The 17,127-nt window shown below is 45.5% G+C and carries 11 protein-coding genes; 10 read left to right on the plus strand and 1 reads right to left on the minus strand.

What is annotated here, in order from left to right; translation table 11 throughout:
- Window positions 1–415: 415 nt before the first annotated feature.
- From MoGM_RS12615 to rhaT, 3 genes are all read left to right on the plus strand, one after another.
- A complete protein-coding gene (locus tag MoGM_RS12615; RefSeq protein ID WP_104370408.1) occupies window positions 416–1,894 on the plus strand; it encodes a rhamnulokinase family protein in 1,479 nt (492 codons plus the stop codon).
- Window positions 1,895–1,936: 42 nt separating this feature from the next.
- A complete protein-coding gene (locus MoGM_RS12620) occupies window positions 1,937–3,193 on the plus strand; it encodes an L-rhamnose isomerase (RefSeq protein WP_104370409.1) in 1,257 nt (418 codons plus the stop codon).
- 191 nt (window positions 3,194–3,384) lie between these two features.
- On the plus strand, window positions 3,385–4,419 hold the full coding sequence (gene rhaT, locus MoGM_RS12625; RefSeq protein ID WP_104370410.1) for an L-rhamnose/proton symporter RhaT: 1,035 nt from the start codon (window positions 3,385–3,387) through the stop codon (window positions 4,417–4,419).
- A gap of 280 nt (window positions 4,420–4,699) precedes the next feature.
- Here the strand turns inward: rhaT and rhaD are convergent, their stop codons facing one another.
- Entirely contained in the window at window positions 4,700–5,509 is an 810-nt protein-coding gene (rhaD, locus tag MoGM_RS12630; RefSeq protein ID WP_104370411.1) for a rhamnulose-1-phosphate aldolase, read from the minus strand.
- 239 nt (window positions 5,510–5,748) lie between these two features.
- On the opposite strand from rhaD, the gene MoGM_RS12635 reads away from it, so the two are divergent.
- The 7 genes from MoGM_RS12635 (at window position 5,749) to MoGM_RS12665 (ending at window position 17,064) form a co-directional block, all read left to right on the plus strand.
- Window positions 5,749–6,354, plus strand: a complete 606-nt coding sequence (locus MoGM_RS12635) for a DUF6621 family protein (RefSeq protein ID WP_104370412.1) — start codon at window positions 5,749–5,751, stop codon at window positions 6,352–6,354.
- 97 nt (window positions 6,355–6,451) lie between these two features.
- The gene (locus MoGM_RS12640) at window positions 6,452–7,690 is read left to right on the plus strand and encodes a saccharopine dehydrogenase family protein (protein WP_104370413.1); all 1,239 of its coding nucleotides are present in this window, start codon (window positions 6,452–6,454) and stop codon (window positions 7,688–7,690) included.
- Window positions 7,691–7,726: 36 nt separating this feature from the next.
- Window positions 7,727–8,761: a recombinase RecA gene (gene recA / locus MoGM_RS12645; protein ID WP_104370414.1), complete on the plus strand. Its 1,035-nt coding sequence runs from the start codon at window positions 7,727–7,729 to the stop codon at window positions 8,759–8,761.
- A gap of 448 nt (window positions 8,762–9,209) precedes the next feature.
- Window positions 9,210–10,763, plus strand: a complete 1,554-nt coding sequence (locus MoGM_RS12650; RefSeq protein WP_104370418.1) for an ATP-binding protein — start codon at window positions 9,210–9,212, stop codon at window positions 10,761–10,763.
- A 4-nt stretch (window positions 10,764–10,767) separates the two neighbouring features.
- Entirely contained in the window at window positions 10,768–11,475 is a 708-nt protein-coding gene (locus MoGM_RS12655) for a hypothetical protein (protein ID WP_104370415.1), read from the plus strand.
- Window positions 11,476–11,758: 283 nt separating this feature from the next.
- Window positions 11,759–14,824: a helicase-related protein gene (locus tag MoGM_RS12660; protein ID WP_371410535.1), complete on the plus strand. Its 3,066-nt coding sequence runs from the start codon at window positions 11,759–11,761 to the stop codon at window positions 14,822–14,824.
- 26 nt (window positions 14,825–14,850) lie between these two features.
- A complete protein-coding gene (locus tag MoGM_RS12665; RefSeq protein ID WP_104370417.1) occupies window positions 14,851–17,064 on the plus strand; it encodes an Eco57I restriction-modification methylase domain-containing protein in 2,214 nt (737 codons plus the stop codon).
- The last annotated feature ends 63 nt before the right edge of the window (window positions 17,065–17,127 follow it).

Genomic DNA, 17,127 nt, shown 5'->3' on the forward strand with positions numbered 1-17,127 from the left:
AAACGGAAAGCAATCGGCAGCCGAACGGCTTCCATTCAGCCGCCCGTTGCGGGAAAGCAGGCGGATTTCCGTTTTTCGATAAAGGCGCTATCGCATTGTATATCGCAATGAGTAGCGCACTCGTTTTTCTATTTCGACAAAAAGCAAAGCGCTAAATCCGTGACTTTTAGTTTACATTATAATTATAATCACAATCAAAACACACCGCATCACGGTGACTATTGTTTTAAAACAGATGTCCTTAACACCAAAACCACGGAAATACATCCTCATAAATTTCAGAATTTCAATAATTCTTTTTATCTTTGCAAAAGATAGGCAGTGCCTGAACAACCCCGAACCGGTTTCGCAGCGTCGGGCCTGCACTGTCTTTGAAAATGTAAGTATAACTAAAAACTACTGCTAACAAACATTTATGGAGAATAATAAAAAATATTTTTTCGCCGTCGATCTGGGCGCGACCAGCGGAAGAACCATAATCGGAACACTTGGCGACGAACGCATTGTTCTCGAAGAACTCACACGGTTCGACAACAACCTGATAGAAACGGGAGGACACTTCTACTGGGACATATACGCATTATATAACGAAATAATAAAGGGTCTTAAACTCGCCGCCCAGCGACAGATACCTATATGCTCAATAGGTATCGACACATGGGGCGTAGACTTCGTGTGCGTGGGCAAAGACGGAGCGTTGCTGCGCAACCCGCTGGCATACCGCGACCCGCACACTTTCGGCATGATGGAAGACTACTTCGACGCTAAAGTGGACAAAAAGACGGTATACGACATCACGGGCATACAGTTCATGAACTTCAACTCGCTATTCCAGTTGCACGCGATGCGCAAGAACGGCGACTCGGCACTGGCCGGAGCGGAGAAAATACTCTTCGTGCCCGACGCGTTGAGCTACATGCTGACCGGCAAGACGGTATGCGAGTATACCATAGCATCGACAAGCCAGATGCTCGACCCCAAGACAAAAACGCTCGACCCGAAACTGCTCGAAAGCGTGGGACTGACACAGGAGCACTTCGGCGAGATGATAAATCCGGCCGTCGAGATCGGCTCTCTCACGGAAGAAGTGCAGAAGATGACAGGCCTCGGAGCATTGCCGGTAATAGCCGTGGCAGGCCACGACACAGGAAGCGCGGTGGCAGCCGTGCCGGCAAAAGACGAGAAGTTCGCTTACCTGAGCAGCGGAACATGGAGCCTCATGGGCATAGAGACCAAAGACGCCATCATAAACGGGCTGAGCTACGAGCGCAACTTCACCAACGAGGGCGGCATAGAAGGCACCACACGGTTCTTGAAGAACATCTGCGGAATGTGGCTCTACGAACGTTGCCGCAAGGAATGGACAGACGCCCCGAAATCGCACACCGAGTTGCAGGCCGAAGCCATGAAGCAACCGGCTTTCCAAAGCATCATCAACCCCGATGACGCCATGTTCGCCAACCCGGCGTCGATGGTAGACGCCATACAGGAATACTGCCGCAAGACAGGCCAGCACGTGCCTGAGGGATATGCCGAGATATGCCGTTGCATCTTCGACTCGCTCGCCCTGCGCTACCGCCAGGTGTTCGGCTACCTGCAAGAGATGGCCTCATTCCCGATAGAGGTGCTCCACATAATCGGCGGCGGCAGCCTGAACAACTACCTGAACCAGTTTACCGCCGACTCGCTCGGAGTGGAGGTGCTCGCCGGCCCGCAGGAAGGCACGGCCATAGGCAACATCATGCTCCAGGCGAAAGCCTCGGGAGACGTAAGCGACATCTGGGACATGCGCCGCATAATAGCCAACAGCATAGAGCTGAAGCGTTTCGAGCCGAAAGACAGGCAGATATGGGACAAGGCTTACGAGAAGTTTCTAGAAATCACAAAAAACTGATAAAAACAAATAGTTTTAACGACAAATAAAACCTAAAACAAAATGAAAGAAGAATTGGTTAAAAAGGCTTATGAAGTAGCCAAAGAACGCTACGCGGCCATCGGAGTAGATACCGAGAAAGTATTGGAACAGATGCAGAACTTCCACCTGAGCATGCACTGCTGGCAGGCCGACGATGTCGCAGGATTTGAAAACCAGGGCGGCTCGCTCACCGGCGGTATACAGGTGAACGGCAACTACCCCGGAAAAGCCCGCAACATCGATGAGCTGCGTGCTGACATCCTCTACGCGAAGTCACTCATCCCCGGTACACACCGCCTGAACCTGCACGAGATTTACGGCGACTTCGGAGGAAAATACGTTGACCGCGACCAGTGCGACGTGACACACTTCCAGAGCTGGATAGACTGGGGCAAGGCGAACAACACACTGCTTGACTTCAACTCCACATCGTTCTCGCACCCGAAGAGCGGCGACCTCAGCCTCGCCAGCCCCGACAAAGGCATACGCGACTTCTGGATCGAGCACTCAAAACGTTGCCGCGCCATCTCCGAGGCCATCGGTAAGGCCCAGGGCGACCCCTGTATCATGAACACGTGGGTACACGACGGAAGCAAGGACCTGACCGTCAACCGCCTGATGTACCGCGAACTGCTGAAAGACTCGCTCGACCAGATATTCGCACAGAAATACGACAACATGAAAGACTGCGTGGAGTCGAAAGTATTCGGTATCGGCCTGGAAAGCTACACGGTAGGCTCCAACGACTTCTATACATCATACGCTGCAAAGAACAACATGATGATAACCCTCGACACCGGTCACTTCCACCCGACAGAGAGCGTTGCCGACAAGGTTTCCGCCATGTTGCTGTTCGTTCCTGAGTTGATGCTGCACGTGTCTCGCCCGGTTCGCTGGGACTCAGACCATGTCACCATCATGGACGACCCGACACAGGATCTGTTCAGCGAAATCGTCCGTGCCGGCGCGCTCGACCGTGTACATTACGGTCTCGACTACTTCGACGGCACACTCAACCGCATCGGCGCTTACGTGATCGGCAGCCGCGCGGCACAGAAGTGCATGCTCCGCGCACTGCTCGAACCTATCGCCACACTGCGTAAGTATGAACTTGACGACAAGAAGTTCCAGCGCCTCGCACTGCTCGAAGAGTGCAAGAACCTGCCGTGGAACGCCGTATACGACGAGTTCTGCGTGCGCAACAACGTTCCGGTAGGCGAAGAGTTCATCGGCGCTGTAGAGAAATATGAGGCTGACGTCACTTCAAAACGCGCATAATATTGAAACTCCCGGAATAAAGGAGGCTATGCGATAACCGCGTCAAAGCCCGTCAGGAAGTCAAAGGCAAATATTTATCATGTGTCACATTATGTCTAAATGAATGACGGCGCATTTGTCTTTAACTTCCGGGCGGGCTTTGACCGTAATAAATCCCATAGCCTATTAACCCGTAAAATAAAACAGACATCATGGAAATAATTATAGGTTTGCTTATCATAGCGATAGGCGCATTCTGCCAGTCGAGCTGCTATGTGCCAATAAACAAGATAAAAGATTGGAGCTGGGAGAGCTACTGGATCGTACAAGGAGTGTTCGCATGGCTTATTCTGCCGCTGCTCGGCGCCCTGCTTGCCGTACCAGATGGACACAGTTTCTTCGAACTGTTCAGCACCGGCAGCACGTTCAATATATGGATGACCGTTCTCTTCGGCGTGCTATGGGGCGTGGGCGGTCTCACTTTCGGCCTCTCGATGCGCTATCTGGGCGTGGCTCTCGGCCAGTCTATCGCCCTCGGCACATGCGCCGGGCTGGGAACCATCATGGGACCGGTGCTCCTTAACATGTTCTTCCCTGAGTTGAACGCGCTCGAATCACTTACCTTTGCCGTTATTCTCGGCGTGGTGGTGACACTGCTCGGTATCGCCATCATAGGTGTGGCCGGCTCGATGAAAGCAGCCTCGCTATCGGAGGAAGAGAAGAAAGCGGCCGTAAAGGACTTCAACTTCCCAAAAGGACTGGCCATAGCGTTGCTCGCAGGCTTCATGAGCGGATGTTTCAACGTAGGTCTTGAATTTGGAAAAGGCATCAACTTCGGCGATCTCACACCCGACATGTACAAGACTCTGCCCGCGACATTCCTCGTCACGCTTGGCGGATTTATCACCAACGCCGTATACTGCTTCTACCAGAACAGCAAGAACGGCACTTGGGGCGACTACAGGAACGGCAAGGTATGGGCCAACAACGTAATATTCTGCGCCCTGGCCGGTGCGCTGTGGTACAGCCAGTTCTTCGGGCTGTCGCTCGGAAAGGGCTTCCTCACCGAGTCTCCCACCCTGCTCACACTGTCGTTCTGCATACTGATGGCTCTCAACGTGGTGTTCTCAAACGTATGGGGAATAATTCTCAAAGAGTGGAAAGGATGCTCGCAGAAGACCATCGCCGTGCTCGTCACCGGCATCATCGTGCTGATAATATCTTCTTTCCTGCCGCAATTAATCTGAGAAAACGGAAAGGACACAATACAAAAAAGGCTTGCTTTCAAGTTAGAGCAAGCCTTTTTTCATCAATTCACGCCTATCATAACAATATATTGGAAACGCCATGTTGTTCACAGGGAATACAAAATCCCCGATACTTCACAGCATCGGGGACTTTTATTTTACTAAAAATAGTAAGTAATAATGATTATAATATGTAGTCAGTAGTTGTTTTTTCCAATATTTGATGAGGCATGAAATAAATCCATTAAACCTCAATGACATTCCTATCGGCCGCCAGCCATTATTTAGGCAGGTTGAAAGCCTTTGTCATCTCAGACATCTGCTCATCGCTCATGCCTTCCGGCTCAAAGCCCATACAACGCGAGTTTATGTATATCTTGGCACTCTTGGAGAGCACATCTATCTGGTCGAAAGCATCCATAACGTCGAGACCTTTGGCAAATACGCCATGCTTCTCCCACATAACGACATCATAGTCTTCCAGCTCTTTCAGCGTAGCGTCGGCAAGCTCGTTTGAGCCGGGAAGTGTATAAGGAACAATTCCGAGACCTAACGGACAGAAAGCCTTAGTCTCCGGTATCATGCTCCAAAGGATTCTGGTAAGCACATCCTTGCCCAAGAACTTAGGATTATGACTCATTGCGACAAGTTCTATCGGATGGGTATGCACTGTTGCCTTATAAGCCGAACCGCTCTCGATAAGATGAGCATGCACCGTGAGATGAGAAGGCAACTCGCTTGTGGGCATCACGGCATTATCGGCTATGATGACATAGCTCGCACAATCGTCGAGAATACGGATTACAGAACCGTTATCCATAGGCCGGCGAGCCAAATCTCGCATGCGCTTACCGGTGCCTTTACAGTAGAAATAACATCCTTTAAGCTGCGGCAAGGTGACACCAATCTGCTTCACATCGCTGATTGCCGGCATATTGCGAATCTCGTCATCCACATGCTCCGTCACATTTACCGTAATATTACCACCGTTGCGCTCGGCCCAACCATTCAGCCAAAGATAGCCGGCCACTTCCGCAATCTTCTCGACCTCAGCCTTCAAAGCCGGGCGTCCTTCCAATATACTTCTCATAAATTACTGTGCTGTATTAAAGTTGCGTGCAAAGGTATACTTTAATATCAGCATGCAGTGACTTTATTTGACTTATCATCCCAAATAAATGATATTATTTTGATTTAAATCAATAGCCATAAAACACCTTAAAAAATGACAACGTGGCAACGCCTCTTCACATTAATATATAAGGGACGGATTTAACAAACAAGCATATTTATTTTGTCAGTCGGTGGAAATATTGTATTTTTGCAACTATGAACAATAAATTTCACAACGAAGATTTGAGCGAAAACGTGATACTGGCAGACGGTGATTATGTTGACAAGGTTGCGTTTGACCTCACAGTGAATTTCGAACGGATGATAGGCCGGCGTATACCGAAAGCCGACACGGCACGATGGATAGACTGCGTGGCGCTCGACGGCGGACTGCGCGAGGGAGACAACAAGACACAAGTGATCATCATTCATGACAAGTCGCGCGGTGCAATGGAGAACTTCGTACCGGGAGTATATGCCGACGAACTTGACGGCAAAGCGTTCTCAGACAACCTGGGGGAATTTCTCATCAGCTCGTTGCCGATAGAAAACGATGTCACAACGGCGGAAGACATGTTCATCGAGGCGCTCGAAGTGATATGCAACAACAAGAATGTGAAAAGGATAATGGTGATACCGGACGCGGAGAAAATATACGGCAAGGTGCGCGAGACACTGCGCCTATATCTTGACGACGAGAACAAGCGAGCCACGGTGTTTGCCATGCAGCCCATGCAGGGCGGAAACTTCAGGCAGGAGATACTCGGATATTCACTCATGCAGGCACTCGGAATAAAATCAAGCGAACTCCACGCCGAATAATCCGTAACGGCGATACTGCCACGAAAGCAAGGCACCGGATACGCTTGAAAAGGCAAGTAACAACAAAAAAGAATCATAAACAAACAACAATAAGTAAATGGGAAAAGTATTAATGATTGGTGCGGGTGGCGTTGCTACCGTAGCGGCATTCAAAATAGCTCAGAATGCTGATGTATTCACAGATTTCATGATAGCAAGCAGACGCAAGGAAAAGTGTGACGCTATCGCAGAGGCCATCCGTAAGGCCGGACTGACAATGGACATAAAGACGGCACAAGTGGATGCCGATGATGTGGAACAGCTCAAAACGCTATTCAACGACTATAGACCGGAACTGGTAATCAATCTCGCCCTCCCCTATCAGGATCTCACGATAATGGATGCCTGTCTGGCATGCGGATGCCATTATCTCGACACGGCTAATTACGAGCCGAAAGACGAGGCTCATTTCGAGTACTCATGGCAATGGGCATACAAAGAGAAATTCGAGCAGGCAGGACTAACGGCGATACTCGGCTGTGGATTTGATCCCGGTGTCAGCGGAATATATACGGCCTATGCGGCAAAACATCACTTTGACGAGATACACAATCTTGACATCGTAGACTGCAACGCAGGCAACCACCACAAGGCATTTGCCACAAACTTCAACCCGGAAATAAACATCCGCGAGATCACACAGAAAGGTCTCTACTACAAGGACGGAGAATGGATTGAGACCGAACCGCTTGAAATCCACAAGGCACTCACATACCCGAACATTGGCCCGAGAGAGAGCTATCTGATGCACCATGAGGAGCTTGAAAGCCTGGTAAAGAACTATCCGACAATAAAACAGGCCCGGTTCTGGATGACATTCGGCCAGCAATATCTCACATATCTTGACGTAATACAGAATATCGGCATGAGCCGCATCGACGAAATGGAATATGAAGCTCCACTCGCTGACGGCTCGGGAAAGACCGCAAAGGTGAAAATCGTACCCTTGCAATTCCTCAAAACCGTATTGCCAAACCCGCAAGACCTGGGAGAGAACTATGACGGAGAGACAAGCATCGGCTGCCGCATACGCGGAATAAAAGACGGAAAAGAGTTGACATATTACGTATACAACAACTGCAAACATCAAGAAGCATACAAAGAAACAGGCATGCAGGGTGTAAGCTACACTACGGGTGTTCCGGCAATGATTGGCGCAATGATGTTCTTCAAAGGCCTGTGGCGCAAGCCGGGCGTATGGAACGTGGAGGAATTTGATCCGGATCCGTTCATGGAACAACTCAACAAACAAGGCCTTCCATGGCATGAGGAGTTCGGAGGCGACCTCGAACTCTGATTATTCACGATTCTATAACTAACAATTAATATTTCAATGGCAAAAAAAGAAGATACAGGAGCGGCAATGACCGGCAACGAAGAAAAACTGAAAGCATTGCAGGCTGCCATGTCAAAAATAGAAAAAGACTTCGGCAAAGGAAGCATAATGCGCATGGGCGATGAGCAAATCGAGAACGTGGAAGTCATACCCTCGGGAAGTATCGGCCTTAATGTGGCCCTCGGTGTGGGCGGCTATCCGAGAGGAAGGATAATAGAGATATATGGCCCGGAATCGTCCGGAAAGACGACACTGGCGATACACGCCATAGCTGAGGCACAGAAAGCGGGAGGCATCGCGGCATTCATAGACGCCGAACATGCTTTCGACCGCTTTTACGCCGCCAAGCTCGGAGTGGATGTGGAAAATTTGTGGATATCACAACCTGACAACGGCGAACAGGCACTCGAAATAGCGGATCAACTGATCCGATCTTCAGCAATAGACATTCTGGTCGTCGACTCGGTTGCCGCATTGACTCCCAAAAAAGAAATTGAGGGAGATATGGGCGATAACGTTGTCGGCCTGCAAGCCAGACTAATGAGCCAGGCCCTGCGTAAACTGACAAGCACCATCAGCAAAACAAACACCACTTGCATATTCATCAACCAATTGCGTGAAAAAATCGGAGTGATGTTCGGTAATCCGGAAACAACAACCGGCGGTAACGCTCTTAAATTCTATTCAAGCGTACGCCTTGACATCCGACGCGTCACGAGCATTAAAGACGGTGACAACATCATAGGGAACCAGGTAAGAGTAAAGGTCGTGAAAAACAAAGTGGCTCCGCCATTCCGCAAAGCAGAGTTTGAGATAACCTTCGGAGAAGGCATATCGAAAATCGGCGAGATTCTCGACCTCGGAGTGGAATACGGAATCATACAAAAAAGTGGAAGCTGGTTCTCATACAATAGCTCCAAGCTAGGACAAGGCAGAGACGCCACCAAGGCTCTTCTCAAAGACAATCCGGAATTATGCGAGGAACTTGAATCATTGATAATGCAAGCCATCGCAGAAAAGAATGAATTGTAGACATCATAAAATGCCCCGAAAGTTTGATTTCTAACTTTTGGGGCTCTTTTTGTTTTGTCGCAAATAAGAGATAAAAAAGCCCATATAAAACACATAGCAACCATGAACCCCATAAACGCAAAAAGCGTGCAACTCACCAGAGCTGCACGCTTTTGCTTATTGTTTGTTATCTGTTTCCTTATCGGAATCATTTGACTTCCTCAAAATCAACATTATCTCAGTATGAGCAACTTGCGTACACGTGTTGCAATTATATCGCAAATCCGAAAATAAGCATCCATAAGCAACACAAGCTCTCACTCGCAAAAATACACTTTTTCCCCATAAGCAACGTGATGTAAACGCATAAAAATCATAAGAAAAGGAGGATTTTAACAGATTCTTCGGTTTTATCCTTACCTTTGTATGTGATATTGGGGTGTTGTACCATAACAGCAATAAAGAAACTATGCAGATACATAACAATACATTGATAGCGGAATGCTCGGCTTACGATTTCAAGGAAATGTTGGAGCGTAAGAAAGTGAAGTCGTGGCTTAAATCCGTGTCAGCTTTTGCCAATACGGATGGCGGTAGCTTGTTCTATGGAGTGAATGATGACGGTGTAATTGTAGGGTTGGAGAATCCACAAGCCGATGCCGACTTTATCAGCGAAATGATAAAGGCAAGACTTGACCCTGTTCCGGAAGTTCAACTTATTCCGATAGAACGCGAAGGGCACTCTTTGCTTGAAGTGAAAGTAAAGGCAGGAACGCTTACACCTTATTATTATTATCAGGACGGAACACGTACCGCATATATGCGAATTGGCAATGAAAGCGTGGAGTGTAATTCACAACAACTTCTTTCGTTGGTATTGAAAGGTACACACATGACATGGGATTCTCTTCCTACACAAGTGGATGCCAGCAAGCACTCATTTATTATTCTCGCCAATACTTTCCGTGAGCAAACCCATCAGGAGTGGAATGACAAGTATCTGGAATCATTCGGTCTGGTTACTCCTGACGGTAAACTAACCAATGCCGGATTATTGTTCGTGGATAATTGCACCGTATTCCAATCGCGTATCTTCTGCACCCGTTGGACCGGACTTTATAAAGATGATGCCATCAGTTCCGTAGAACATCGGGCTAACCTAGTATTGCTATTGAAATACGGCATGGACTTCATCAAGAACTACACCATGAGCGGATGGGTGAAGATGCCGAACTATCGTCTGAATCTCCCCGACTATTCCGACCGTGCAATCTTTGAAGGGTTGGTAAACCATCTTATCCATAGAGATTATACGGTAATGGGTGGCGAAGTACATATTGACATTTACGATGACCGAGTGGAACTGGTATCGCCCGGTGCCATGCTTGACGGAACACAGATTCAAGACCGTGACATATACAAAGTGCCGTCCATGCGCCGCAATCCCGTCATTGCGGATGTGTTCACACAGCTGGACTATATGGAGAAACGTGGCTCCGGTTTGCGCAAGATGCGTGAACTTACAGAGAAACTGCCTAACTTCCTGCAAGGAAAAGAACCGCAATATCAAACGGAAGCGACTTCTTTCTATACCACGTTCTATAACCTGAATTGGGACGAGAACGGAAGAATTCCTGTGGAAGAAGTAGCCAACAGGGTAAATAGTACCCTCGAAAAGTACCCTGTAAACGAAGAATGTTCGGTCGAAAAGTTCGGTGTAAATGCAGAAAAGTTCGGTGTAAACGAAAAAGGTTCGGTGAAAAAGTTCGGTGTAAATGCAAATAGGTTCGGAGATACATCAAAAACACCGAAGAAGGTCAGTAAAACAGCACAAAAAATAATTGACCTCGTTATTTCTGACCCATCAATCACAGCCGATAATATGGCTAATAAAATTGGTGTAACTAAACGTGCCATAGAGAAAAACATCAAAAGCCTTAGGGATATGGAGATTTTGGCTCATGAAGGTTCTGATAAAGCTGGCTATTGGCGCATTATTGTTAACCCTCAAACTGAGCAATAAACCTATGGGAACATCTTTCATTCCACTTTGTGCAATAATTGCCGTCTTGATTATCGCCTTTTTGTTTGCCTCCTTACCGCAGGTAAACCATAAAACGCGATACAGAGTGCTTTATGCAATAGCCATCATCATGCTATTAGCCGTTATTCCTATCAGTGAGTATATGGCCGAGGATACCAAAAATTCAAGCAACAATTATCTACTTGTCCTGATATTCGATATTGCAGTAGGGTATTTCTGTATGTACATTGCCGCATTGCTGAAATTCAATGTCCTTAAACGAAAGAATCAAGCATTGGAAAATGCCTTGACTGAAAAGCAACAAGAAAATGTAGCAATTCTATTGGAACATCAGAATGAAAAGCAACAAGCACTTCAGCAAAGAGAACTTAAATGGTTAGCAGATAAAATCAAGATGTTCACTGAGGAAGAACAAAAAGCTATTCTTGCCAGTGCTTGCGCATTTGCAGAACACGGTTTGATAATCACTCCCTCAATAACCATTCAACTCAAAGATACATGTAGTCAGCAAGATCTTATGTATTTTGTTTGTTCCACCTTTTTCAACATGGGCAAGAAACGTAGTGATATTGTAAGTTTCTTATCTCAGGTCTTTCCGCTTTATTTTCCTGCAGGAGAAAGTGTATTGGCTAAAAAGATGCCGGGATTGGAGAAAGTTAAGGAAAGAAGGGAAAAAGAAAATGTTCAATAACAATTAATATTATTAGCGTCACTTATTTCTATAGAAAATTTTAACACGAATAATAATGAGTACAAAATTTTTCACAAACAGTACAGGAAATACCTTGTTTGATAAATTCAAAGGTATTGCTGCTGATATGATAAATTTCGATAGTTTTTTAGCAGTTGTTGGATTTTTTCGCTCATCTGGTTATTTCAAACTACGAAAGGAATTGAGTAATGTATCAGAAATTAAAATATTAGTCGGCATTAACATTGATGATATTTTTCGCAAGCACAATAAAGCTCTATTGATGTTAGCAGACGAAGATAAGGCGAAAGAAATCTATCACAACGGCTTCAAAGAGGACATTGTTAATGCCCAATATTCTCCCGAAGTAGAAGAGGGTATTTTGCAGATGTGCGAAGATCTTGTTTCGGGACGCTTACAGATGCGTATTCACGCCACCAAGAACCTTCACGCAAAGTTCTATTTGTGCTTGCCACAGAATCATAGCGAGCACAGCGATGGCTGGGTTATTATGGGTTCATCCAATATCTCCGATTCAGGCTTAGGCATCAAGCAACCGCCACAGTACGAGCTTAATGTAGCAATGAAAGACTTTGACGATGTGAAGTATTGCTCCGATGAGTTTTGGGCTTTGTGGAACGAGGCAATACCATTGACCGCAGAAGATATTGAAGAATACAAGAAGAAAACATACTTAGGTTATCAGCCAACGCCATACGAACTATACATCAAAGTGCTCATTGACACATTTGGCGACCAAGTTGAAGATGATTTTTCCATTCAGTTGCCCGATGGCGTAAAGGATTTGAAATATCAGAAAGATGCCGTTATTCAAGGATACCAGATGCTGATGCAACATAATGGATTGTTCCTTGCCGATGTAGTGGGTTTGGGAAAGACGATGATAGCCACAATGATTGCCAAACGCTTTGTGGAGGCAAATGGCAAGAATACCAATATCCTTGTTGTCTATCCTCCTGCATTGGAAGACAACTGGCGAAATACTTTCAAACTATTTGGAATTTACAAGAAAGCGCAATTCATTACCAATGGCAGTTTATCCAAAGTTCTTGAGGGTAAAGACAACTACAAGGACAAAGAGGAGTTCGACCTAATTATTGTCGATGAAGCACACGGATTCCGTAGCGACAGTTCCGGTAAATACGATGAGTTGCAGAAGATATGCAAGTCGCCTTGTATGAATATGGGCTTGTTGAAGAGTTCGCAGAAGAAAGTGATGCTTCTTTCAGCGACTCCACTCAACAACCGTCCTGATGATTTGCAAAATCAATTGTTGCTATTCCAGAATAGCCAAAGCTGTACCATTGACGGTGTTCCTAATCTCAAAGGATTCTTCTCGGAACACATATTGGACTACAAACGATTGATGCGTGAACGCGACCAGCGTGATGTTACTGCCGAAGTAGATAAAATCTATGAGCAAATTCGTAGTAAGGTTATCGACAAGGTAACAGTCCGTCGTACACGTAATAACATTCTAAATGACCCTGATTACAAGGCGGACATCAAGTCGCAGGGAATCATATTCCCCAACATCCTGCCTCCAAATGAGTTGGAGTACGTGATGGACTCCGATACAAGCAATCGTTTTTACGAGACTTTGAAACAACTGACCGATGGCAAAACAGAAGATAATCCAGAGGGTAAGGGATTGACTTATGCCCGTTATCGTGCAGTAGAGTTCTTGAAGCCTGAATATCGCAACAAGTACAAGAATGCGGTACATATCGGTCAGACATTGGCAGCAATCTATCGTGTCCATATGGTTAAGCGATTGGAGAGTAGTTTCTATGCTTTCAAGATGTCGCTCCGTACACTCCTTCGTATCACGACAGATATGATTAAGATGTTTGATGAGGACAAGGTAATCATTGCTCCAGACTTGAAAGTGAAAGACCTTCAAGCCAAGAATATGGAGCTTGATGAGATTATCGAGTATGCCATTGCTAAGGGATATGCAGCCGAGGATATTCTCTTTTCGGCTGATGCATTCACTTCCGATTTCCTTGAAATGCTACACCACGACCGTGAGATATTGGAACAGCTTAATGCCGATTGGGCAAAGGAGAATGATGACCCGAAGTTTGATAAGTTCCGAGAAAACCTGACTTATAAATTCTTCGACAAAGAGATAAATCCATCGGGTAAATTGGTGCTGTTCTCCGAGAGTGTGGATACACTGAACTATTTGTACGATAGACTTACAAATGAGATTGGTCGTACCGATGTATTGATGGTAACAGCCGCAAACCGTAACCGTTTGGGACAGACCATCAAAGAGAACTTCGATGCAAACTTCGACAGTAATTCAATGAGGTACAACATCATCATTACTTCTGATGTGTTGGCAGAAGGTGTAAACTTGCATCGTTCCAATGTGATTGTCAATTACGATTCGCCTTGGAATGCAACCCGATTGATGCAGCGTATAGGTCGTGTAAATCGTATCGGCTCAGTTGCTCCGAATATCTACAACTATATGTTCTACCCATCTCAGCAGGGAGACAAGGAAATACAACTCTACAAGAACGCCCTTGTCAAGTTGCAAGGCTTCCACTCTGCATTTGGTGAAGATGCTCAAATCTATTCCAAAGAGGAAATTGTAAAGGAGTTTCAGATGTTCGATAACAATGTTAAGGACAGCATCGACAAGAAGATTGCCCTATTGCGTGAGGTGCGTGAACTCTATAATAGCGACCGTGAACTGTATCGCAAAATCAAGGCTCTGCCAATGAAGAGCCGTGTAATGCGTGATACTGGAAAACATAGTGGAAAGTCAGTCATCTTCGTCTCTTCTAATGTAAAAACCGAGTTCTATTTGGCTACTCCAACAGGTGTAGAGGTCATAGACTTCCTCGAAGCTGTAAAATATCTCAAAGCCAAACCAGAGGAACAGCCTGTACCATTTGCAAATGAGGAGCAACATTACAAGCATGTAAATAGTGCATTGGCTCAATATACCACTGAGTATGTAGAGGCCGCCGATACATCATCTATCAATCGCACCGACCTTGACAAGACTTCGCTTGAAGCCAATAAGTTCTTGCGTACCATCAAGCAGATAACGACCGATAGCGAACTGAAATCGCAATGCGATGTATTGATGGGATATATCAACGAGGGTATCTATGCCCAACTACCTCGCTACTTAAAAGCCTTGTCACGAGAGTACAAGAATGACCGTGCAAAGATGAAACAGGACGAGTATATCCTGCAAAACAAAATCTCGGAATTGCTTTGCGAATATCAGACGATGAACAAGGATCAACGCCACGATGCCCAAGATATTTCCAATCCACAGATTATCATATCCGAGAGCTTCAAATAAATCACTCACTATAACCCAATATTACTATGGCAACCGCATATACACCCGATAGTTTGAGAAACCTGTTCCAATCATCATTTAACTTGACACAGTGGTATGGTTTCTTGCAGCATTTCTTCAATGCTACGGAATTAAAGAGCACTCCCGAAAGAATCATTGAGAATACCTCTGACGAGGGCTACTATTTGGGAAATATAGACACTACTGATAGTTACCGCATAGGTTTGTTCCAATATAACATAACCAAAGGCTCTGTCGCCAACAAACGTGTAGGGCTTCGCAATCTCGTAAAGTCATTTATCAATCCTACTTGGGGTGAATTTGATGCTGCATTGGTGGTATTTGACAGCGGCGACCATTGGCGTTTATCATTCATTTGTGATATTAAAGGTGAGGCAACATCGCCCAAGCGATACACCTATGTTTTCGGTAGTGATGATTTGCTATACAGAACGCCTATCGAACGTTTCAACTTTTTGAAGAAGAAAGGCATATCGTTTGAGAATCTGAAAACTGCCTTCTCAGTTGAAGCACTCTCAGATGAGTTCTTCGATAAGTACCGTGAGCAATATGCTGATTTTATCCAATATATTACAGGTAAGCGTTTCGTTAAGGTTGGTAGCAAATGGGAAGAAAAGGTGCTTGGTGAGCCTAATGCTGCATTGATGCAAGCATTTGGCCATAACGAAAAGAAGATTCGTGACTATGTGAAGAAGATTATGGGACGAATCACATTTCTGCACTTCTTGCAGCGTAAAGGTTGGATGTGTGGCGACCTCAACTATATGCAGAATATGTTTGAGAACTCACTCTACAAGAACGATTATCTTGATTCTGTTCTTGAACCTTTGTTCTTCGGTATTTTGAATACTAAACCTGCGGAGCGTGAAGCACTATTTGCTGATTACGGTTGGGATAAGTCTTTGATTGCAGAGTGGAAAGATATTCCATACCTCAATGGTGGCTTGTTTGAGCGTGATGAGGAAGATGAACCCGAAAGCCGTTTCCCTGCCGATTACTTCAAACGCTTGTTTCAATTTTTTAGTGAATATAACTTTACCATTGATGAGAATGACCCTAACGATGCCGAAGTGGGTGTCGATCCCGAAATGCTTGGTAAAATCTTTGAGAACTTACTCGAAGACAACAAGGATAAAGGTGCGTTCTACACTCCCAAAGAGATTGTACGCTATATGTGCCAAGAGTCTCTTATTGCCTATCTCGAAACCAACACAAGCATAGCCAAAGAGAAAATTCGTCAATTCGTACTTTCTCCCGAAGAAGGAGTTGTGGATATTCCTGAGAATAAGAAAACAAAACTTCTCGCAGCACTTGAAGAAGTCAAGATTTGCGACCCTGCTATAGGCTCTGGAGCATTCCCGATGGGTTTGCTTAATGAACTTTTACATTGCCGTGAGGTATTGAGCGGCACATATTATGACCGTACAGAAATCAAGAAAAGTATTATCCAAAACAATATCTATGGTGTGGATATTGAGAAAGGAGCTGTTGATATTGCGCGTTTGCGTTTTTGGCTATCTATTGTGGTGGATGAGGAAACTCCATCGCCACTGCCAAACCTTGATTATAAGATTATGCAGGGCAACTCACTTATAGAGAGTTTTATGAGCGTGGATTTAAGCAAGCTCACATACGAAAAGGAGTATAAGAAGGATAAGGGCGAAATATCTCTTTTCGATGATGAGAAGAACCGTCTACAAAAGACCGTATCGCACCTACTATCATCATACTACTCTTGTAGCGACCACGACAGAAAAGTGAAGTTGCAACAAGATATTTCCGACACTATAAACAAGCAGTTGGAGGCACAAGCATACGACCCGACTATTCTTGCCAAACTCAAAGACATCAACCTTGCCGAGAATAACAAATTCTTCCTTTGGCATACTTGGTTCAGTGATGTGTTCAACCGAGACGATAAAGAAGGGTTTGACATTGTGATTGGCAACCCTCCATATATCCAATTACAGAATAATGGTGGAGAGTTGGCAAAATTATATGAAGATTGTCACTTTCAGGCATTTGCCAAAACAGGAGACATCTATTGCTTGTTCTATGAAAAAGGTTGGCAACTTTTACGTCAACAAGGACACCTCTGTTTTATCACATCCAATAAGTGGATGCGTGCTGGATATGGAGAGAAGACAAGAGGATTCTTCGCAAAGCATACCAATCCTCTTACCTTTGCAGTGTCAATAGCGATTGGCACTTTTTTCTAGTAAGAGAAATGTCCATCGGGTGGATAATTGTTTGTAGTTTTGCTAAAATGATTGTCCATCGGC

The organism is Prevotella sp. MGM1 (assembly GCF_002933775.1).
Taxonomy (GTDB): domain Bacteria; phylum Bacteroidota; class Bacteroidia; order Bacteroidales; family Bacteroidaceae; genus Prevotella.